The 18390-nt window shown below is 66.8% G+C and carries 18 protein-coding genes; 8 read left to right on the top strand and 10 right to left on the bottom strand.

Features of this window, described 5'->3' with window-relative positions:
• Positions 1-13 precede the first annotated feature (13 nt).
• On the bottom strand, positions 14-781 hold the full coding sequence (locus tag ABL843_RS11190; protein ID WP_184636435.1) for an RNA methyltransferase: 768 nt from the start codon (positions 779-781) through the stop codon (positions 14-16).
• A gap of 110 nt (positions 782-891) precedes the next feature.
• Here ABL843_RS11190 and ABL843_RS11185 point away from each other — a divergent pair, with 110 nt between their 5' ends.
• Genes ABL843_RS11185 through ABL843_RS11170 form a run of 4 tightly spaced genes read left to right on the top strand, consistent with a single transcriptional unit; the run spans position 892 to position 5720 of the window.
• On the top strand, positions 892-1956 hold the full coding sequence (locus ABL843_RS11185; protein WP_126018166.1) for an inositol monophosphatase family protein: 1065 nt from the start codon (positions 892-894) through the stop codon (positions 1954-1956).
• Positions 1957-1958: 2 nt separating this feature from the next.
• Entirely contained in the window at positions 1959-4211 is a 2253-nt protein-coding gene (locus ABL843_RS11180) for an FUSC family membrane protein (protein ID WP_418119909.1), read from the top strand.
• Positions 4211-5302 carry a mechanosensitive ion channel family protein gene (locus ABL843_RS11175; RefSeq protein ID WP_418119908.1) on the top strand — a complete coding sequence of 364 codons (1092 nt, stop codon included), beginning with the start codon at positions 4211-4213 and terminating at the stop codon, positions 5300-5302. Before ABL843_RS11180 ends, ABL843_RS11175 begins: the two co-directional genes overlap by 1 nt.
• Positions 5303-5309: 7 nt before the next feature.
• Complete coding sequence (locus ABL843_RS11170; protein ID WP_418119907.1) at positions 5310-5720, top strand: YbaN family protein; 411 nt, start codon at positions 5310-5312, stop codon at positions 5718-5720.
• 13 nt (positions 5721-5733) lie between these two features.
• Here the strand turns inward: ABL843_RS11170 and ABL843_RS11165 are convergent, their stop codons facing one another.
• A complete protein-coding gene (locus ABL843_RS11165; RefSeq protein WP_418119906.1) occupies positions 5734-6198 on the bottom strand; it encodes an Lrp/AsnC family transcriptional regulator in 465 nt (154 codons plus the stop codon).
• Between the two features lie 107 nt (positions 6199-6305).
• Here ABL843_RS11165 and ABL843_RS11160 point away from each other — a divergent pair, with 107 nt between their 5' ends.
• The gene (locus tag ABL843_RS11160) at positions 6306-6938 is read left to right on the top strand and encodes a LysE/ArgO family amino acid transporter (protein WP_418119905.1); all 633 of its coding nucleotides are present in this window, start codon (positions 6306-6308) and stop codon (positions 6936-6938) included.
• 42 nt (positions 6939-6980) lie between these two features.
• Here ABL843_RS11160 and ABL843_RS11155 read toward each other — a convergent pair whose 3' ends face one another.
• The 3 genes from ABL843_RS11155 to pcaQ are packed head-to-tail and all read right to left on the bottom strand — an operon-like array spanning position 6981 to position 9885.
• A complete protein-coding gene (locus tag ABL843_RS11155) occupies positions 6981-7754 on the bottom strand; it encodes a hypothetical protein (RefSeq protein WP_418119904.1) in 774 nt (257 codons plus the stop codon).
• Complete coding sequence (locus tag ABL843_RS11150; RefSeq protein ID WP_418119903.1) at positions 7751-8947, bottom strand: DUF418 domain-containing protein; 1197 nt, start codon at positions 8945-8947, stop codon at positions 7751-7753. The genes ABL843_RS11155 and ABL843_RS11150 overlap by 4 nt, the downstream gene beginning before the upstream one ends.
• On the bottom strand, positions 8944-9885 hold the full coding sequence (gene pcaQ / locus ABL843_RS11145; protein WP_184636757.1) for a pca operon transcription factor PcaQ: 942 nt from the start codon (positions 9883-9885) through the stop codon (positions 8944-8946). Before pcaQ ends, ABL843_RS11150 begins: the two co-directional genes overlap by 4 nt.
• A gap of 132 nt (positions 9886-10017) precedes the next feature.
• On the opposite strand from pcaQ, the gene ABL843_RS11140 reads away from it, so the two are divergent.
• From ABL843_RS11140 to ABL843_RS11130, 3 genes are all read left to right on the top strand, one after another.
• Positions 10018-11034: a Bug family tripartite tricarboxylate transporter substrate binding protein gene (locus tag ABL843_RS11140; RefSeq protein WP_418119902.1), complete on the top strand. Its 1017-nt coding sequence runs from the start codon at positions 10018-10020 to the stop codon at positions 11032-11034.
• Positions 11035-11200: 166 nt separating this feature from the next.
• On the top strand, positions 11201-12196 hold the full coding sequence (locus ABL843_RS11135; RefSeq protein WP_418119901.1) for a Bug family tripartite tricarboxylate transporter substrate binding protein: 996 nt from the start codon (positions 11201-11203) through the stop codon (positions 12194-12196).
• A 55-nt stretch (positions 12197-12251) separates the two neighbouring features.
• A complete protein-coding gene (locus ABL843_RS11130) occupies positions 12252-13583 on the top strand; it encodes a sulfatase (protein ID WP_418119900.1) in 1332 nt (443 codons plus the stop codon).
• A 73-nt stretch (positions 13584-13656) separates the two neighbouring features.
• Here ABL843_RS11130 and ABL843_RS11125 read toward each other — a convergent pair whose 3' ends face one another.
• The 5 genes from ABL843_RS11125 to ABL843_RS11105 form a co-directional block, all read right to left on the bottom strand.
• Positions 13657-14148, bottom strand: coding sequence for a hypothetical protein (locus tag ABL843_RS11125; protein WP_418119899.1), 492 nt, complete (start codon positions 14146-14148; stop codon positions 13657-13659).
• 139 nt (positions 14149-14287) lie between these two features.
• Positions 14288-14884: a 2'-5' RNA ligase family protein gene (locus ABL843_RS11120; RefSeq protein WP_418119898.1), complete on the bottom strand. Its 597-nt coding sequence runs from the start codon at positions 14882-14884 to the stop codon at positions 14288-14290.
• A gap of 514 nt (positions 14885-15398) precedes the next feature.
• Positions 15399-16505 carry a uracil-DNA glycosylase family protein gene (locus ABL843_RS11115; RefSeq protein ID WP_418119897.1) on the bottom strand — a complete coding sequence of 369 codons (1107 nt, stop codon included), beginning with the start codon at positions 16503-16505 and terminating at the stop codon, positions 15399-15401.
• 3 nt (positions 16506-16508) lie between these two features.
• Positions 16509-17216, bottom strand: a complete 708-nt coding sequence (locus ABL843_RS11110) for a hypothetical protein (protein ID WP_418119896.1) — start codon at positions 17214-17216, stop codon at positions 16509-16511.
• Positions 17213-18124, bottom strand: coding sequence for a nucleotide pyrophosphohydrolase (locus ABL843_RS11105; RefSeq protein ID WP_418119895.1), 912 nt, complete (start codon positions 18122-18124; stop codon positions 17213-17215). The genes ABL843_RS11110 and ABL843_RS11105 overlap by 4 nt, the downstream gene beginning before the upstream one ends.
• Positions 18125-18390 lie beyond the last annotated feature (266 nt).

Below are 18390 nucleotides of genomic sequence, written 5' to 3'. Positions count from 1 at the left end.
GAACGATAAGGTTTTAGTCGTTCCCGGGGGCCTTGCCGCCCTTGTCTGCCTTGTCTCCCCTCGGCGGCCGGGTGGCGTCGCTCATCGCCTTGGCGATGCCGCGCAGGATGTGGATCTCCTCCGGCGTGGGCTGGGCCCGGTTGAAGAGCTGCTGCAGCCTGGGCATGAGCTTCTTGGGCGCCCCGGGGTCGAGGAAGCCGATCTCCACCAGCGAGCGCTCCCAGTGGTCGAGCATGCCGGCCACGGCCTGGGCGTCTGCCGCCTGCACGGGCTGGATGGCCTCGCGCACCTCGTAGCCGCCCAGCGCCAGCCGCCATTCGTAGGCGATCACCTGGATGGCCGCACCCAGGTTGAGCGAGCCGAACTTCGGGTCGGTGGGAATGCTCAGGGCCACGTTGCAGCGGTAGACGTCCTCGTTGCGCATGCCGAAACGCTCGGAGCCGAACAGGAAGGCCACGTGCTGGTCGCCCTGCTTGGCGAGCGGCTCCAGGTGCTCGCGGGGCGTGCGCGTGGGCGGGCCGAAGTCGCGCGGGATCATTGCCGTGGCACACAGGTGTGTGACGCCGTCGAGGGCCTCGTCGAGCGTCTCGACGATGCGGGCGTTGGCCAGCACGTCGAGCGCGCCGCTCGCGCGCTGGATGGTTTCCTCGCGCCGCAGCACGTTGGCCCAGCGCGGGGCCACCAGCACCAGGTCGGAAAAACCCATGGTCTTCATGGCGCGGGCGGCGGCGCCCACGTTGCCGGCGTGGCTGGTCTGGATCAGGATGAAACGGGTGCGCATGGAGGGTTGGCGGACACTAACGGGCGGAGCCGGTAAAATCCCCCGATTCTCGCCGCCCGCATCGCCGGGCCGTCTCCGGGGGCCCTCCCCACCGTTCTTCCCACAATCCAATGTCGTCCCCCAACCTGCATCCCATGCTCAACGTGGCCGTCAAGGCCGCACGCGCCGCCGGCGCCATCATCAATCGCGCCGCCCTCGACGTCGAAGCCGTGCGCATCTCCCAGAAGCAGGTCAACGACTTCGTCACCGAAGTCGATCACGCCAGCGAGCAAGCGATCATCGAGACGCTGCTCGGCGCGTACCCGGGGCACGGCATCCTGGCGGAAGAATCCGGCAGCCAGTACGGCGCCAAGGACTCCGACTACGTCTGGATCATCGATCCGCTGGACGGCACCACCAATTTCATCCACGGCTTCCCGGTCTACTGCGTGTCGATCGCGCTGTCGGTGCGCGGCAAGATCGAGCAGGCCGTGGTCTACGACCCCACCCGCAACGACCTGTTCACCGCCACCAAGGGCCGCGGCGCCTACATGAACGAGCGCCGCATCCGCGTCTCGAAGCGCACCCGCCTCAACGAGTGCCTGATCTCCACCGGCTTCCCCTTTCGTACCGGCGACAACTTCAAGCAGTACCTGGCCATCATGGCGGACATGATGCCCCGCGCCGCCGGCCTGCGCCGCCCCGGCGCCGCCGCGCTCGACCTCGCCTACGTGGCGGCCGGCTTCACCGATGCCTTCTTCGAGACCGGCCTGAACCCCTGGGACGTGGCGGCAGGCTCGCTGCTGGTCACCGAGGCCGGCGGCCTGATCGGCAACTTCACGGGCGAGCCCGAGTTCATGGACCAGCGCGAATGCCTGGCCGGTGCCCCGCGCGTGTACGGCCAGCTGGTGCCGCTGCTCGCCAAGTACTCCAAATTCGCCACCGTGGACGACAAGCTGCGCGCCAGCGACCGCGTGCGCGCCGTGTCTGCCTCCGCCAAGGCGAGCGCCGGCAACTCCAACGACTCGACCGACCTCTACGCCCGCAGTACGGTGCCGGGCTTCGCCGACGAGGCAGCCGAAGCCGAAACCCCGGCCGCGCCGGCGGCGGCTCCCGCTCCGCGCAAGCTCACGCGCGTGCGCCGCGAGGCACCCGCCAACGGCGCGCCTTCCGAAGGCAACTCCTCCGCCAAGTGACGATGCAGGGGCCCAGCAGCGCCGCGCCCCGGGTCCGTGCCGCTCTGCGCATCGCGCTGAGCCACTACGTCGCGAGCGGGCTCACCGTCGCGCTGGGCCTGCTCTTCATCTCCGGCGGGGTCCATCTCTGGCTGGGCACCATCGCGGCCTCGGCCGCCGCCACCGGCGTGATCGTCACCGCGCCGCCCGACCTGCCCGGCCCGCGCCGCGGCAAGTTCCTGCAGATGCTGCCGGCGCCGCTCATCGGGCTGCCGCTCTTCTTCGCGGTGCAGATGCTGCACAGCGCCCCCATCCGCCTCGGGCTGGTGCTGGTGCCCGCCACCTTCATGGCGTTCCTGGCAATGGCCTGGGGCAAGCGCGGCATCCCGATCGCCATCGCGGTGATGTTCTCGATGATCTTCTCCATGGCCACGCCCGCGCCTTCCGGCATGGCCGACGTCATCGAGCGCACCTGGCACTTCGGGCTGGGTGCGGGGCTGTACGTGATCTGGGCCACGCTGGCCAACCTGGCGCTCAACGGGCGCTTCCGCACGCAGTCGATCGCCGACGTGCTGTATTCGCTGGCCGCGCTCATGCGCACCGAGGCCAGCCAGTTCCTGCCGCAGGACGAGACCCGCGACGTGCGCGACGTTCCCGCCCCCATGCTGGGCCGGCTGCTGCGCGAGCAGGCCGCGCTGGCCGACCAGCTGCAGGCCACGCGCGACATCGTGCTCGAATCGCCGCGCACCCCGCGCCGCCAGCGGCTGGCCGCCATGCTGGTGATCGTGCTCGAGATGCGCGACCAGCTGCTGGCCAGCGAGCTCGACCTGGACACCTTGCGCGCGCACCCCGCGCATGCCGACGCGCTCATCGAGATGCGCCGCGTGCTCGAAGAGCTCGCCGACGAGACCATAGCGCTGGCCGACGCCCTGCTCTTCGGCCGCCACCCCGACGCCGCGGTCGACCGCCGCCCGCGCCTGGCGGCCATCCACGTCTCGGCCGACGACAGCGCCGATGGCAGCGGCGGCGGCCACATCGGGCCCACGGCCGCCATGCTCGCGCGCGGGCTGGCCAGCCGCATCGGCCACATCAACGACGAGGTGCTGCGCCTGTCGGCCATGGCGCGCGGCGACGCCGAGCCCAACCTGGCCGTGGTGCGCGCCAACTGGCAACTCTTCGTGAGCCCCACCGACTGGTCGCTGCGCCCCTTCTTCACGCTGTGGAGCTGGGACCAGCCGCCGCTGCGCCACGCCATCCGCGCCGCGCTGGCCATCGCGGCCGGCTACGCCATCGCGGTGTCGATGCCCTGGGGCTCGCACGACTACTGGATCCTCCTGACCATCGTGGTGGTGCTGCGCGGCAGCCTCTCGCAGACGCTGGAGCGGCGCAACGCCCGCGTGGCCGGCACGCTGCTGGGCTGCGTGCTGGCGGTGGGGCTGCTGTCGGCGCACCCCTCGGCGCTGATGCTGCTGGTCATCGTCACGGTCGCGCAGGCCATCGCGCACAGCTTCGCGGTGCGGCGCTACCTCATCACGGCGGTGGCCGCCACCGTGCTGGGCCTGGTGCAGGCCCACATGCTGAACGTGGGCATCGCGCCGATCTTCGCGCTGTTCGAACGCATCGCCGACACGCTCATCGGCGCCGCGCTGGCCTGGGGCTTCTGCTACGTGCTGCCCTCGTGGGAGCGCACGCAGATCCCGGCGCTGGTCTCGCGCGTGCTCACCGCGCAGGCCCGCCATGCGCGCCTCGCGCTGGGCCTGGGCCAGCTCAAGGCCATCGACAGCAGCCCCGAGCTCGAATGGCGCCTTGCGCGCCGCGAGGCCTACGACAGCCTCTCGGCGCTGGTGCAGGCCACGCAGCGTTCGCTTTCCGAGCCGCGCGCCGTGCAGCCGCCGCTGGAACCGCTGGAGCACCTGCAGGCCCACAGCTACCAGCTGCTCGCGCAGCTGAGCGCGGTGAAGTCGATGCTGGTGCTGCGGCGCGACCGCCTCACGCCGGCGGAGGTGGAAGGCCCCATCGGCCGCACCGCGCAACGAATCGAGGCGGCCATCGGAACCATTCCGACCACCGGCCCCTCCCACCCCGAGAGTTCGGGTTCGACCGCCGTCGGCGGCCCGATCCCCCTGCCCGACCCGTTCGACAACGACATCAGCCCCTGGCTGCTTCGCCGCCTCGACCTGGCCACGGCACTCGCCACGCAGCTGCGCGACGACGCGGCGCGCATTCTTCAACCTCTGAACGAGACAACAGCACAAGCGAAGACGACCACAGCCTGATGACCCAAGAGATACTCGCCCATCCCTGGTTCGGCACCTGGCTTGCCGCACTGATCGCAGTTCCCCTCTCTCTTCTCGCCCACCGCATCGTCGGCCTAGTGCTCAGGCGGATCACCCGCCCCGCGCCGGCCATCCATGCGATGGTGGTCAATTGCAGGGCTCCCGCCCGGCTCGTGTTCCCGCTGGTGGCGCTCACCATGGTCTGGCAGGGCGCGCCGGACGACCTGCGCTTCATCGGCAACGTCCGCCATCTCACCGGCCTGCTGCTCATCGCCGCCGCCACCTGGCTCACGGTGAAGGCCATCAGCGGCTTCGCCGAAGGCGTGCTGGCGCAGAACCCCTCCGACATCGCCGACAACCTGCAGGCCCGCCGCGTGCTCACGCAAACCCGTGTGCTGGCGCGCACCGCCATGTCGGTGGTCATCGTGGCCGGCGGCGCGATGATGCTCATGACCTTCCCCGGCGCGCGCCAGGTGGGCGCGAGCCTGCTGGCCTCGGCCGGCGTGATCGGCATCGTGGCCGGTCTTGCCGCCAAGCCCGTGTTCAGCAACCTCATCGCCGGCCTGCAGATCGCGCTGGCGCAGCCGATCCGCATCGACGACGTGCTGGTGGTCGAAGGCGAGTGGGGCCGCGTCGAGGAGATCACCGGCACCTTCGTGGTCGTGAAGATCTGGGACGAGCGCCGGCTGATCCTGCCGCTGACCTACTTCATCGAGAAGCCCTTCCAGAACTGGACGCGGCATTCGTCGCAACTGCTGGGCGCGGTGTTCGTCTACGTCGACTACGGCATGCCGCTCGCGCCGCTGCGCGCCGAGGTCGAGCGCATCGTGAAGGCCGCGCCCGAGTGGGACGGCCGCTTCTTCAACGTGCGCGTGACCGACGCCACGGAGCGCACCATGCAGATCCGCGTGCTGTGCACGGCCGCCACCTCGGGCCTGACCTTCGACCTGCGCTGCAGCGTGCGAGAGGGCCTCATCGACTTCATGCAGCGCGAGTACCCGCAGTTCCTGCCGAAGATGCGCATCTCGGCCGACGGGCTGCCCGAGCGCGAGCAGCAGCTGCCGCAGCCACAAGGACAGGCCCCGGCCTGATCCGATCTTGAAGCCCGAGCCAGCGCCAACGCCCGCTCCCGAACGCAAGTCCGCGCTCACGCGAGCGCTGCTCTACGCCTTCGCGGTGCTGTGCCTGGTGCTGGGCCTCATCGGCGTGATCGTGCCCGGCATGCCGACCACGGTGTTCATCCTGATGGCCGCATGGGCCGCGGCGCGCAGCTCGCCACGGCTGCATGCCTGGCTGCTGAACCACCGCCTCTTCGGCCCGCTGCTGCACAACTGGGCCAACGGCCGCACCGTGAGCCGGCGCGCCAAATGGAGCGCGACCGTGACGATGGCGGTGTGCGCGGTGATCGTGTCGTTCACCGCGCACCGTGCGTGGCTCGCCGCACTGGCCATCGGGTGCATGGCCTGCGTGCTGGCCTGGCTGTGGTCGCGGCCACTGCCTCCAACCTAGCACCCTGGCGCCCCTAGCGGCGCGGCTGCTTTTCCATGTTCGGGGCGGTAACGGCGCGCGGCGGAATCGGCACCGACATCACGATCGACGTGCGCGTCTCGCCCAGGTGGTTGATGGCGCTCACGAAGGCTTCCAGGTGCTCGATGTCGCGCGCGGCCACCTTCAGCACGTAAGAGTCCTGCCCCGTGACGTGGAAGCACTCGAGCACCTCGTTTCGACCCTCCAGCAATTTCAGCAGCCGCGCCTTGTCGGGCTGCGGCGTGGTGATCCCGACGAGCGCCATCACCCCATAGCCTACCTTGCGCGGCGGCACCACCGCCCGGTAGCCGGCCAGCACGCCGGCTTCTTCCAGCCGCTTCACGCGCTCGGAGGTCGACGGCACCGAAAGCCCCACCTGCCGCGCCAGCGCCGTGAGCGAAGTGCGCGCATCGGCCTGCAGCACTTCGAGGATCTGCCAGTTCTTGCTGTCGATTTCCATGGATTTCAGGCTTCGGCGGTCGATTCGTCTTGAATTTCAGGCAGGAAGCGCATTCCGCCTGAGCTTCGCCATTCTCCTCAGGCGAAGCTGTAAACACAATTTACAGCATGGACTCCACCCTCTTCCTCAAGGCCCTCGTCATCGGGCTCTCCATCGCGGCACCCGTAGGCCCCATCGGCCTCCTGTGCATCCAGCGCACCCTCGCGCATGGCCGCGGCATCGGCTTTCTCAGCGGGCTCGGCGCCGCGCTGGCCGATGCCTTCTATGGCGCCATCGGCGCACTGGGCGTGTCGGCCGCCATCGCCTCGATGGTGGCGGCCCGCGTGCCGCTTGCGCTGGGCGGCGCCGCCTTCCTCGCTTGGATGGGCGTTCAGCTGCTTCGCGCGCCGGTGGCGACCGAGGCCCGGCAGGCGGCGGACGCCACCACGCCGCTGAAGGCCACGCTCTCGGTCTTCGTGCTCACGCTGGCGAACCCGATGACGATCCTGTCCTTCGTCGCGGTATTCGCGTCCATTTCGACGGGCCACGTTGCAGGCCACACCCTCGGCGCCTCCCAGGCCGCGACCATGGTGCTCGGCGTGTTCCTGGGCTCCGCGCTGTGGTGGCTAGGGCTGTCGACGATGGTGTCGTCGGTGCGGCACAAGCTCAGTGCCAAGACCATGCAGTCGATCAACCGGCTGTCGGGCGCGATCCTGCTGGGCTTCGCGGTCTATCAGCTGTCGACGCTGCTGCCGCGCTGAGCATCTGATCGCGGCCGCTGCCCCGACTCGGCGATCAAACCCTCAATAGAACTCGCCAATCTCCACCACCGGCCCTCTGAACACATCCTGCAGCGCCTCCACGAACGCCCGCGCCGGAAGTCGGTGGACCGACTCGACAAAACCCGGCAGGTCCTTGCCGAAATCGATCACCAGTCCACCTCTCCAGAAACCCAGGCACTCGGTCCAGTCGATGTTCTTACGGGCGAACCCCTCGACTTGCGCGCGTACAACAGGCGGCTTCAGGACGTAGTCCGACGAGAAACTCTCGCTGTAGATGTAGCGGTAGGGCTCCGCCTCATCCGGCGCGAGTTGCTGTCCATTCACGGCCAGCGGCGGTGAAACAAGATCGAAAAAAATGCTTTCGGAACTGTGTTGGATACGGTAGTCATTACCCAATATCAGCACGGTCTCCGTCGTGTAACGATCGGAGGGTCTCACGCTCGCGTAGTTGGAAGGCCCCGCGAGCGCCGCCACAGGTGCCGCTTTGACGCCGCGATATCGCAGCGCGACTCCCGGCCCAGAGGCAGCGAGCGCGCCCGCCTCCTCGAAAGACACGTTCTCCCGCCGAGACAAATCAACCGCCTCGACAAGCTCCGTACCGATTGACCATTCGGCCAGAAGCTTCGCGACCCGCGAGGTCGTGTCGGCGCTGGGCCGCCAATTGGCATCGTCGACGACAAGAAAGTGCCTGTATTCAATACCCATGGACTCCTCCGTCATGAATGGCGGCGGGAACTCCCGCACACGCTTGGCCAAGAGGATCGCATACCCGTCGCCGCCTGCCAGCGGCGTCAACGCTTGCGCCGCATCGGCGGAAGCTCCAGGTTCGTGAACGCACGCAGCACCCACTCGACCGGCCCGTAGACGAAGCGCCCCAGCCACCAGCGGCTCAGCACCAGCTGCGCCGCGAAGATCGCGAAGGCGATGCCGGTGGCGGCCAGCGGCCCCATGGTGCCGATCCAGCGCAGCCCGTAGGCCAGGAAGAGCCATGCGCAGACCAGCGACTGCATCAGGTAGTTGGTCAGCGCCATGCGGCCTGCCGGTGCGAGCATGGCTTCGAGCACCCGGCCGCGCGGCGACAGCATGAGCAGCACCAGGCCGGCCGCGTAGGCAGCAGTGAGAAAAGGCGCGGTGAGCAGCGTGGCCGCGAGGCCGTAGAGCTCGCGCACCGGGTTGTCCAGCCGGATCGAAGGAAAGGCGTACACCGCCGCGCCCGGCAGCCCGATGACCAGCCCCCAGCGCAGCAGGCGCTCGAACAGCGGCCGGTACGCATCGGCATTGGCGAACAGCTCTCGCCGCCCCGCGATGAAGCCCGCGAAGAACATCGCCAGCGCCGTCGGCGCCTGCACCAGCCCGGTGATCCACCAGATCTGCGAGAGCTCGCGCAAGTGCTGCACGATTACCGTGAACGGCGTTCCGCGATACGCGGCCAGCGCCCTGGCGGCATCCGCATAGGCCGTGCGCGTATCGTTCGGCACGCCCGCCTTCACCAGCAGGTAGCCGATGCCCGCCCACAGCAGCGAGGTGGCCAGCACCAGGAACACCGCGGCGCGCGCCATGAACAAGTCGCCGCGCCGCCGCAGCAGAAGCAGCACCGCGCCCAGCACCGCGTAGGTGGTGAGGATGTCGCCGTGGTACAGCACCACCGCATGCAGCAGCCCCAGCACCCACAGCCCCACCAGCCGCCGCCCCATGCGCGGCACGAAGGACTTTCCATTGCGCTCGGCCGACTGCATCTGCAGCGTGAAGCTGTAGCCGAAGAGGAAGGAGAACAGCAGGTAGAACTTGGTCTCGAACACCAGCGTGCGCACCAGCAGCGCCGCGCGTTCGAGCACCGACTGCGCCATCGGGTCCGGAATGCCCGCGCCGTAATACGTGGAAGAAAAGCTCGCGATGTTCACGACGAGGATGCCCAGCAGTGCGAAGCCGCGCAGGGCGTCGACCAGCGACTGGCGCTCGCCGGGGGCGGTCTTCTCGCTGCCGCTCATGCCGGCACCCGCTCAGGCTCGCGGGGCCGTGCAGCCACGATCTCGCGGATGGCATCGACCAGCAGCCGCGCGCCCTCGCCGGGCTCATCGCCGCGCCGCATGGTGAGCCCCACCGGCCCCTCGGTGCTGGAAGTGTCGATGGCCAGCCTTTTGAGTTCACCGCGCTCGACCAGCCCTTCGACGGCTCCCTGCGGCGCGAACCACACCGCGTCGGAGCGCCGCAGCAGCCCCAGCACGAAGCTGGTGTCGGTCGCCTCCACCATCCGCCCGGGCAGCGCCATGCCCTGCGCGATGAGAAAGGCGTCCGCCGTGTGCCGGATCAGCGTGCCCGACACCGGCAGCACCAGCGGATGGCCCGCCAGCGCGTCGAGCGGGGGCTTGCGGCGTGCCGCCAGCGGATGCCCGGGCCGCGCGACCAGCAGTAGCGGCTCGCTGTAGAGCTGCTCGAAGGCCAGGTCGGCCATGGCCGAGGCCTGCGCGAGGCGGCCGAGCACGAGGTCGATCTCGCCCTGGCGCAGCTGCGTCATCAGCTGCGCGTTGGTGCCGCTCACCACGCGCACCCGCAGCGCCGGCTGCGAGGCGTGCAGCATGGCCACGGCCTCGGGCAGGAGGTTGGCCACCATGTTCGGCAACGCGCCGACGGCCACGCGCAGCTGGTCGGCCTCGGGCTGGTCCATGGCCAGGCCCAGGCCTTCGCGCAGGCCGCGCAGGGCCGAGACGGCGTGGCGCACCAGCACCTCGGCGGCGGGAGTGAGCTCCACGCCGCGCCGGCGGCGCAGCAGCAGCTGGCGGCCGACGATCTCCTCCAGCTCGGCGACCGTCTTGGACACCGCCGGCTGCGTGAGCGACAGCGCCTTGGCCGCGCGCACCAGGTTGCGCTCCTGCGCCACCATCACGAGGCACTGCAGGTGGCGCATCTTCAGGCGCCCAAAGTTCATGGCTGACACGGTGTTTCCTTGGGAGAGTGGCCGCCTCAATATAACCAGCCGGAATAGCTGGCAGAAGAGCTTTCAGTTGTGCCGCCCCCGCCGGCCACCTAGAGTTGCCCTGGATAACGGAGACAAGACGACATGACCACCGGTTCGCCCAGCAACACCTTTCGCGGCACGCGCCGCCGCCTCGCCGCTGCCCTTGCGGCCTGCGCAGCCCTCGCCTTCGGCGCCACCGCCACCACGAAGGCCCTGGCCGCCGACGCGCCCTACCCCGCCAAGGCAGTGCGGCTGCTCGTCAACTTTCCGGCGGGCGGGCCCATCGACATCCTCGCCCGCGCGCTGGCCGACGCGCTGCAAAAAGACCTGAAGCAGCCCTTCATCGTCGACAACCGGCCCGGCGCGGGCGGCAACATCGGCGCCGACCTGGTCGCCAAGAGCCCTGCCGACGGCTACACCGTGCTGCTGGGCATCGACAGCACCTTCACCATCAACCCGCACCTGTACGCCTCGATGCCCTTCGCGGCAAAGGACCTGAAGCCGCTGATGATCTTCAGCTCCTCGGGCCTGGCCTTCGGCGTGGCGCAGGGCGTGAAGGCGAAGACGCTGCCCGAGTTCATCGCCCAGGCCAAGGCCGAGCCCGCCACCTTCAGCTCGGCCGGCAACGGCAGTCCGGGCCACATCGCCGCCGAGATCTTCGCCAGCGACACCGGCGCCAAGATCACCCACGTGCCCTACAAGGGCAACGCCCCCGCCGTGCTGGCGCTCATGGGCGACGAAGTGCAGGCCGGCATCCTCGCCACGCCCGGTCTGCTACCGCAGGTGCAGGCGGGCAAGCTGCGCGCCCTGGCCGTGACCGGCAAGCAACGCTCGCCGCTGCTGCCCCAGGTGCCCACCGTGGGCGAACTCGGCCTGAAGGGCCTCGAATTCGAAGTGCTCTACGTCTCGATGCTGCCGGCCGGCACGCCCGAGCCTGTGGCGCAGACGCTGCGCGCCGCGCTGCAGAAGGCGATGGCGCTGCCCGAGATCAAGTCGCGCCTTGCCTCGCTCGACATGGTGCCGCTGGGAGAAACCGGCACCGTGGCCAGCGAGCACCTGGCCGCCAGCCAGGCGCGCTATGGCCGCATCGTGAAGGCCACCGGCATGAAGGTGGATTGAGACAGCAGGCAGAACGGCAATGAAGGAAGGGTAAGTCCGGTGAATGGTTGATTTGATCAATCGAGCGCGGCCTCTTCAGAATCGTCCGCAACTGCGGATCCCGCGGCCATACTCGATTGCCATCGATAGCCATCGCCTGAACGACGAAGACAAGGACCTGCTCACCATGCTGCCGACCCCATCCCGCTCCATCACCCGCCGCCTTGCCGGCATGCTGGCCATTGCCGGCATTGCAACGGCTTTCGCCACCAGCGCGACGGCCGCCGAGGTCAAGTTCGACACGCCCCTGCGCATCGTCGTCGGCTACGCCCCCGGCGGCGCCACCGACCGCGTGGCGCGCATCGTGGGCGACAAGCTCACCACCCGCCTGGGCGTGCCCGTGGTGGTCGACAACAAGCCAGGCGCCGGCGGCCGCCTCGCGGCGCAGCAGGTGAAGGCCACGCCCGCCAGCCAGAACGTGCTGATGCTCGCCAACCCCGCCGTGATGATCGTGGCGCCGCTGGTCTTCAAGGACAACAACTACGACCCCGACCGCGACTTCGTGCCCGTGTCGTACGTCAACGACTACAACTTCGCGCTCGCCGTGTCGCCCACCCTGCCCGTGCGCGAACTGAACCACCTGCTCGCCTGGATGCGCGCCAACCCCGCGCAGGCCAACGTGGGCGTGCCGGCCACCGGCAGCCTGCCGCACTTCTTCGGCCTCATGGTCGGCGAGAAGGCCAAGGTGCAGACCCAGGTGATCGGCTACCGCGGCTCGGCGCCCCTGCTGAACGACGTGATCGGCGGGCAGGTGCCCGTGGCCGTCGACACCGAAGACGTGGCCGTGCCGCAGCACACCGCGGGCAAGCTGCGCATCCTCGCCATTTCGGGCGCCAAGCGCTCGCCCTTCGCGCCCGACGTGCCCACCTTCAAGGAAGCCGGCCTCGACCTCGCGGCCACCGGCTGGAACACCTTCTTCGCGCCGGCCACCATGCCGAAGGAAAAGGTCGAGCGCCTCGCCGTCGTCATCCGCGAAGTCATGCAGGACCCGGACACGCAGCGCAAGTTCAAGGACTCGGGCATGACGCCCGTGGTGAGCACCCAGGCGCAGACCGCTGCGATGCTCAAGGCCTACCGTGCGCAATGGGCCCCGGTGGTGCAAAAGTCGGGCTACCAGCCCTGACTCCCGACAGGCAGAAGCAAAGAACCAAGCAAGCGAGAGAGAGCCCCAGAGAGACATGGCAAGACCCAACATCATCTTCATCGTCGCCGACGACCTCGGCTATGCCGACCTCGGCTGCTACGGCGGCCGCGACGCGGTGTTCGGCCCCGTCTCGCCCGTGCTCGACGGCCTGGCCGCCAACGGCCTGAAGCTCACGCAGGGCTACGCCAACTCGCCCGTGTGCTCGCCCACGCGCTTCGGCATGATCACCGGCCGCTACCAGTACCGCCTGCGCGGCGCGGCCGAGGAGCCCATCAACAGCAAGAGCCGTGGCAGCACCACCCTGGGCCTGCCCACCGACCACCCCACCCTGCCCTCGCTGCTGAAGGCCAGCGGCTACCAGACCGCCCTCATCGGCAAGTGGCACCTGGGCTACCCGCCCACCTTCGGCCCGCTGCGCTCGGGGTACGACGAGTTCTTCGGCCCCATGTCGGGCGGCGTCGACTACTTCACGCATTGCGACTCCACCGGCCGCCACGACCTGTGGTTCGGCGAGGAAGACAAGCAGGAAGAGGGCTACCTCACCGACATCCTCTCGAAGCGCGCCGTCGACTACGTCGAGCGCATGGCGGAGCTTCAGAAGAAAGAGGACGACGCCCCCTTCTTCCTGAGCCTGCACTACACCGCCCCCCACTGGCCCTGGGAAACCCGCGACGACGCGGCCAAGGCGCCGAACATCAAGGACAACCTGTTCGACCTGGCCGGCGGCAACATCCACGTGTACCGCCGCATGATCCATCACATGGACGAAGGCATCGGCTGGATCATGGACGCGCTGAAAAAGCACGGCATGGCCGACAACACCCTGGTGGTGTTCACCAGCGACAACGGCGGCGAACGCTTCTCCGACAACTGGCCGCTGGTCGGCGGCAAGATGGACCTGACCGAAGGCGGCATCCGCGTGCCATGGATCGCCCACTGGCCCGCAGTGATCGCCAAGGGCGGCGAGAGCACCCAGCTGTGCATGACCATGGACTGGTCCGCCACCATGCTCGACGCAGCCGGAGTGGCCGCGCACCCCGACTACCCGCTGGACGGCGTCTCGCTGATGCCCGTGCTCAAGGACGCATCGAAGAGCTTCCGCCGGCCGCTGCACTGGCGCATGAACCATCGCGGGCAGGAAGCGCTGCGCGACGGCGACTGGAAGTACCTGAAGGTCGATGGCAACGAGTACCTGTTCAACATCCCTGGCGACGAACGCGAGCGGGCGAACCTGGCGAAGAAGGAGCCGGAGCGGCTGGCTGCGATGCGGGCGGATTGGCAGGCTTGGAATGCGACGATGCCGGCGATTCCGGAGGATGCGACTGTGAGCCTTGGGTATTCGGTCAAGGACATGCCGCAGAGGTGAGTTGGCCGAAGCGCGCAGAAAAGGTCAGCAGCTCCCCAAGCTGCAGGCCCTGCGCGCCTGACACTTGCGAACGTCAGCGCCAGCTCGGAGGTGGGCCACCGAGTCGGGACAAGGCGATAGGCGGTGCGTCGTCGAACACCTGCCAACGCAACTGCTCTGCCGCGATTTCATAGACGTGGGCGCGAAACGCACACACAAAATGCCGTAGCCGGGCCGCCTCTTTCCACACGGATTCGCGCGCGAGCGCCGGTAGCCAGGGGGAATCCTCAACTTCGTAGAGGCGATTCGCCCGCAGGCCCAGAGAGACCAGTGGGTGACCATCCCGCGCATCTCCGTTCCACATCTGCATGCGGACCGCGGCGGTGTGCAGGAAGTCGATTCGGACGCTCGGACCCGTCTCGGCGTTCAACACGCGAATACCTTCCACAGTTGCAGGAGACAGATCAGCGTGGCAGGCCAAGCTGAGCAAAGCGGATTCCTGCGAGAGGTATTGATACAGCGAATTGGACACCCATCGCGGTACGTCCTCAAACTCAACGAGCGATGTATTGCGGTCAAGCGTCATGAGGCCATTCTCAGGCACGCGCTTGCGCAAATGGCGCCTGCGCGGCCACCACGCTCGACGCAGCCCGCGTGGCCGCGCACTCCGACTATCCGCTGGACGGCATCTTGCTGATGCCTGTGGTGAAGGACTCGAAACAGCGTCACTGCGGCACGGGACCACTGCCGGAGGACTGAAGCGGATAGGACGCCAGCACCTCGTGCCACACAGGCCGCGTCTTCAGCCACGAACGCACGAACAGAAGCTCGCGCACCGGCCAGCGAACCGGCGGCATGGTCGGCGCGGTGGCCCCCGATGCCTTGCGGGCGATGGTGATGTGCGGCGCCCAGTCATCGTGGCGGCCCGACAGCCACGGCGCGAGCTGACGCACCACGGCTTGCTGCAACCGATCGAGCGCGGCGTTCGGCTGCGGGCGCACGACGGCGATGCCGTTGTGCGGCCAGACGCCGGACCAGTCCAGCAGCAGATCGAAGCCCTCTTCTATGCGCAGCTCGCCCAATGCCTGCCGGATGCCTTCGACAGCGGCATCGCCCTGCGGCGAGATGTGGCATAGCGTCATGTGCAACCGGTTCGGCTTTGGCAGGCTGGGCTTGGGCTGCGTGCGCCAGACCCACTGCGCGCGGTGCTCGGCGATGACGGCCTGTACCGCCTCATCGGGCTTGAGCCAGGCGTAGAGCATGGGCATTTCCAGGCGGCTGCGGCGGGCGGCATCGGCGGGTGTGAAGGGCTCGATGTCCATGGTGCGTGCTATTGGACACTAGGCAGTGGCGCTATGCACAAACCATTGTTGGCAGGCAGCCATGCACGATGGGAACTGGAAGTACTGAAGGCGGAGGGCGGAGGGCGGAGGGCGGAGGGCGGAGGGCGGAACGAGTACCTGTTCAACATCCCCTGCGATGAACGCGAGCGGACAAAACTAGCTAACTAGGAGCCATAGAGGCAGGTTCCTATGCGAGCGGATTGGAAGGCTCGAAATGCAACCATGCCGGCTATTCAGAAGGATGCGACTGTTAGCCTGGGGACTCGGACAAGGATATGCCGCAGAGGAGAGGGATGGCAGCGAGCGAGTGCATGCAGACACCTCAAATAAAGGACCATCCCGCTCATAACGGCGAGCGCGTTCGATCTTCATTTTCCCAATGCGCGGTTTTTTGGCTATGCGTCAGCTCAGCCTCTTGGGTAGCTGCTCAAGGCTGATGACAGTCCTCGCCGCGCCTCTCTCAGCACCGCCTTTGCACTGCGCGCCGAGAGGTTCAAGGAGCCGGCAGCACCGCGCTATTGAACAGGTTCATCCTCAAAGCTCTCTCCTTGCGCAGCAACTTGCGCATCGGGACCGTCAGATAAACCGCCGTCTTCAGCTTCCCGGCGGGCAGTCGACCATATTTGGCTGCCACCTCCGACAGCGTACGTCTGGCGACTTCACCGAGTGCTCCAACGTGCGAAGCTCCCCCCAAGAGGTCCTCCTGACCAAGCGAAACCAGCAAGTGCTTGCCGACTGTGCGCGTAAAGCAGCCCGGGATGAGCGCAGCTAAGCGGCTTGCATGCAACTCGACGCAGTAGGGCCCATCCTTTTGACGTACGTAGTAGCCCTCCGTAAGTCGCTGTGAGGTGGCCTCGAGGTGCCGGACTTCGGCCATGAATAGCAGCTTGTGTAGCGCGAAGTAGCTCAGCTCTCCACTTTCCTCGAGTAGCACCCGCGCTGCGGCGCCGACCGTCTGCGACGCTCGACTCACCTTGGCCGATGGCTTGCGCCGCGAAGTGCTACCGCCGCGACGCACGACCTCAGCGACGAACTGGTAATCCGCTAGCTGATTGGCAAAGCTGCGATGCACCATCGCGCGCTGGCCAGGGTGGTAGGCGGGGATGAGCTGACGCCCTGCCCATAGGTGTGCCCTGCGCACACTGTCTTTGAGCGTAAGCGTATGCGCGTTAACCAGTGCGGTGGCGCGTAAAGCGACGGCACCCAGCGTCACGACGACGGGGGCGTCCACGAGCTCCAGCTGTTCCTTCAGGAACGACGCGCAATTGGCCACCTCGGATGATGAAGGCGTGGCGTTGTTACCGTTTTCGTCCTTCGGATTGCACAGCACAGCATTGGTCACGAAAGCGTCGTAGCGGCTCAGCCCGACCTGCTCCAACAGCGACTCGAAGTTGTGGCCGGATTTGTCGCCGTGGAACGGCAGTTCTGAGGCGTCGGCGCCAAGTCTCCCCGGCGCTTCTCCGATGAACATCACCTTGGCACTTAGCGAGCCACAGCCCGCGCCAAGCACCCGCGCGCTATCCGCCATGCGAGGGCAGCGCTTGCACGCCTTTACGCGGCGCACAAGGTCGACAAACTGCTGTTCCTTGTCAGCGATCACAGTTCAAGCCGCCAGGGCACGCAAAGCTTCTACAGTGCCGCCGTTGTAGGCGTGCACCGAATGGCACAGCAAGCGGCCGGGCGTCTTTCCCGAAGCGGCACAAATGAAATTCAGTAGGTGCCCCAGCCCAATGAAATTGCCCAGCGCTTTGTTGAAGAAATCGTGATTCCGATAGACCACCACCAAATCAAGCCTGTCGCCTGGGTGCCAAACGATTTCGCCGAACTGCCAGCACGGGCCTCCGCGAGTACGAGGAGTGTCGCGGGCCGGCGTCGATAAATGAAAAACTAGACTCGTCCCGCTCCGTTTCTGCCAAGTGCGAAGCTTGCTGATGACGGTCTCGAGTTGGTTAGTGTCTGGATGGCCAGGAAAGCGCACGAGCCGCTCGAAGTAGGTTCCCCACGTTCCACGATTGCGAACAAACCTCATGGCACGGTCGTGGCGTCGCAAGTATTCGCTGTATAGATCTGGCCGTTCCGCCACACGCTGCGCAAGGTCATACGGGAAAATGGTCTTGATGACTTCACGCAGATCATCGCCGCCAAACCCCCTTCGTCGCGGCGAATGAGTCTGAAGCCACTCAAGGTCAAAAACGGCGGGCTGCTCGACAGTCGTGAACAGGTTGAAGGTTTCGCCCTCGGCGAGTATGGTTTGAACGCCCTGACGCCAAGCGTCCAGCGCCCTAGTACCGGCCACATTACGGGCGGTCACAGTGTGGCCTCTGGGGCGGGAGGTGCGTGAAAGGTCAGTGTCTGGCGGTCAAGGTCTACATCGACGCGGCCACCACAATGATCCTTCAAATGCTTGAACGCAACGTAGCCTTGGAGAATCGCGGCCTTCCACTGCTTCGCGGTACAACTGTGTACCTCCAGCCCTGCGGTTAGTCGGATGATGGTCTTAAGCAGGCCGATGTCAACTGCGCTCTCTTCGCTGTACCAAGCCCGTTGCGGCGCCTCGTTGAATACGAGCACAGAGATTGCCTCTTCGACCACCGCAGCGCGGCCTCCATCCTCGATTTCGTCGATACGCAGGTTGCTCTTTCGCTTGCGCCGCAAAAGGCTCCGGATCACCGGAGACCATCCGAGCACTGCGGCATAGGCCAGATGAAAGACATCGTGATACCTGTAGCCATCCCCTTTGTGAGCGTTATCTGTCAGGGTGTCACCAACAATGACGCCGCTGACCATGATGCGAACCAGCACTTGTTTGCCGTTACGTTTCTCCGAGAATGTGACGCTGAACTGCCGCGGCAAGCGCTCCTCTTCATCGAAGCCCTCATCGAAGTTGTTTACCTCACCCTGGGAATACAGACGCTCAGCTTTACGCGCGCTTTCCCGCGCAGCCTCTTGCAGTGGAATCTTGTACAAAACGGCGAGGCTTGTCAGATACCAAAGGATGTCACCAATGTCTTCGCGAAGGTCTCCCCGAAGCGTTCGACTATCACGCTGAAGCACCAGCTTCTTAAAGGTCGAATTGAGGTCCCCGAGCTCACCAGCCAATCCGAGCAAGGACACGATGACCTTTTTTCGCTCATCGGTTCGCTCGACCATGGCCTGGTATTCGGCGAACGTACGGATCGGCTTCTGGCCGTAGTCTTTGCGGCCCGATGTGATTGACATCCGAACTCCCCCCACGCTTAAACGCGTTTAGCTGGCATTTTGCACATTCAGTAATACCGAAGGGGAGGATTTTCCCGCCCCCGCGACGAGCCTCGGACAACCAAGAATCGCCAATAACAAGGGTTGAGCGCGATGCTCCTCTCATCAGGCATCTTTGTGCCCGTAGAACAATTTGGGATCGGCATGGGAACCCTCCTCAGCGCGACATTAGCGGAGAGAAAAGTTCTAGAGCATCCCGTTTTTGTGGGATACCGGGCCGTCAGCCG

This window comes from Variovorax sp. 350MFTsu5.1, assembly GCF_048302515.1.
Classification (GTDB): domain Bacteria; phylum Pseudomonadota; class Gammaproteobacteria; order Burkholderiales; family Burkholderiaceae_C; genus Variovorax; species Variovorax guangxiensis.
The sequence above is the reverse complement of the archived record's forward strand: the minus strand, read 5'-3'. Positions and strand labels throughout refer to the sequence as shown.

Coding starts and splice junctions, on each gene's coding strand:
- ABL843_RS11190 (WP_184636435.1), bottom strand. CDS start 781: ATGCGCACCCGTTTCATCCTGATCCAGACCAGCCACGCCGGCAACGTG.
- ABL843_RS11185 (WP_126018166.1), top strand. CDS start 892: ATGTCGTCCCCCAACCTGCATCCCATGCTCAACGTGGCCGTCAAGGCC.
- ABL843_RS11180 (WP_418119909.1), top strand. CDS start 1,959: ATGCAGGGGCCCAGCAGCGCCGCGCCCCGGGTCCGTGCCGCTCTGCGC.
- ABL843_RS11175 (WP_418119908.1), top strand. CDS start 4,211: ATGACCCAAGAGATACTCGCCCATCCCTGGTTCGGCACCTGGCTTGCC.
- ABL843_RS11165 (WP_418119906.1), bottom strand. CDS start 6,198: ATGGAAATCGACAGCAAGAACTGGCAGATCCTCGAAGTGCTGCAGGCC.
- ABL843_RS11160 (WP_418119905.1), top strand. CDS start 6,306: ATGGACTCCACCCTCTTCCTCAAGGCCCTCGTCATCGGGCTCTCCATC.
- ABL843_RS11150 (WP_418119903.1), bottom strand. CDS start 8,947: ATGAGCGGCAGCGAGAAGACCGCCCCCGGCGAGCGCCAGTCGCTGGTC.
- pcaQ (WP_184636757.1), bottom strand. CDS start 9,885: ATGAACTTTGGGCGCCTGAAGATGCGCCACCTGCAGTGCCTCGTGATG.
- ABL843_RS11140 (WP_418119902.1), top strand. CDS start 10,018: ATGACCACCGGTTCGCCCAGCAACACCTTTCGCGGCACGCGCCGCCGC.
- ABL843_RS11135 (WP_418119901.1), top strand. CDS start 11,201: ATGCTGCCGACCCCATCCCGCTCCATCACCCGCCGCCTTGCCGGCATG.
- ABL843_RS11130 (WP_418119900.1), top strand. CDS start 12,252: ATGGCAAGACCCAACATCATCTTCATCGTCGCCGACGACCTCGGCTAT.
- ABL843_RS11125 (WP_418119899.1), bottom strand. CDS start 14,148: ATGACGCTTGACCGCAATACATCGCTCGTTGAGTTTGAGGACGTACCG.
- ABL843_RS11120 (WP_418119898.1), bottom strand. CDS start 14,884: ATGGACATCGAGCCCTTCACACCCGCCGATGCCGCCCGCCGCAGCCGC.
- ABL843_RS11105 (WP_418119895.1), bottom strand. CDS start 18,124: ATGTCAATCACATCGGGCCGCAAAGACTACGGCCAGAAGCCGATCCGT.